Origin of the sequence: Vibrio sp. 1557, assembly GCF_033340175.1 — a bacterium.
Classification (GTDB): Bacteria; Pseudomonadota; Gammaproteobacteria; order Enterobacterales; family Vibrionaceae; genus Vibrio; species Vibrio alginolyticus.
Map to the genome: position 1 here is coordinate 1 of NZ_JAWOVZ010000305.1, position 1,013 is coordinate 1,013.

Sequence of the window (1,013 nt, forward strand, 5' to 3'; positions counted from 1 at the left end):
TCCCAAGGCAAGCCTTGCTTTTTGAGAGAAGATTGCAGACCGCGTTTCGTCAGATCTAGCCCCAAACCCACGGCGGCGTATTGACCGTCTTTGATTAGAAAGCAAATTTCTGCTTCATAATGCAAAGGTTCTTGATGAAATGAGCGTAAGATCGTCGATACAGAGGTAGAAGGTTTATTAAACACCACCATTTGTTCTGGAATAGCATTGTCCAACTCATGGATGTGCTCAACGTAATTACGCCCAACACACAGCACTTTTCCAACTTCTACTTTCTTTTCTTCAACTTGAATGACGCTCATTGATCTTCCCTGCAAAACAAAAACATCATCATAATCTAACCTTTTGATGGAACAACACTAGAACGCGCTCTGAAGTATCGAAAATAAGACATTCAGCCCGTTTTATGTTTTGTGTCATCAGTTTGAAACGCATGTTGATTCTTCGAAAAAACGAAAAAAGCCAGCATCATGCTGGCTTTTGAATCGATAACTGTAACGACAATTATAGGTAGTAACGTGCACCAAGTGCCCATTTGTCATCAGTTTTGCGGTCGTTAGCGTCGTTCAAGTCAAACTGGTAACCCGCATAACCCACAAACTTAGGTGTGAAGTTGTATTCTGCTTGCAGCGCCATTTCTTCACGAGCCGTTTCTGTCTTCGCGCCTTTCACGTCTTTGCCTTCAACCATTTCGTAGTTGATGCTCAGGTTTAGGCTATTAGGCAGTGCATAAGCGATCAACGCTTCGTACGCGTCGCTTTCAGCTAGACGAGTTTTACCGTCGAAGTTCATGTTTTCGTTCGAGCCGTAAACCGCTGCTAGGTACAAACCTTGACCGTAAGAACCGTATGCCGCAGATACTAAGTGAGATTCAGCTGAATGCTTACCGATGTACGCTGAATCTTGGAAGTCGCCACCGTTGTACGTGTAACCCACTTTTGCGCCCATGATCGCGTAAGAAATTGCAACTTGTACGCGGTCATCGTATGTGTGCGTATCCGTCGCTTCGTTCG

General features: G+C 44.5%; 2 protein-coding genes. Both read right to left on the minus strand.

Going from position 1 to position 1,013, the window contains the following annotated elements; all coding sequences use genetic code 11:
• Positions 1-302: fumarylacetoacetate hydrolase family protein (locus R7070_RS26660; protein WP_318141583.1), on the minus strand; the 302-nt coding region annotated here is incomplete at its 3' end.
• Positions 303-504: 202 nt separating this feature from the next.
• On the minus strand, positions 505-1,013 hold a 509-nt coding region (locus R7070_RS26665; RefSeq protein WP_318141584.1), incomplete at its 5' end, for a porin.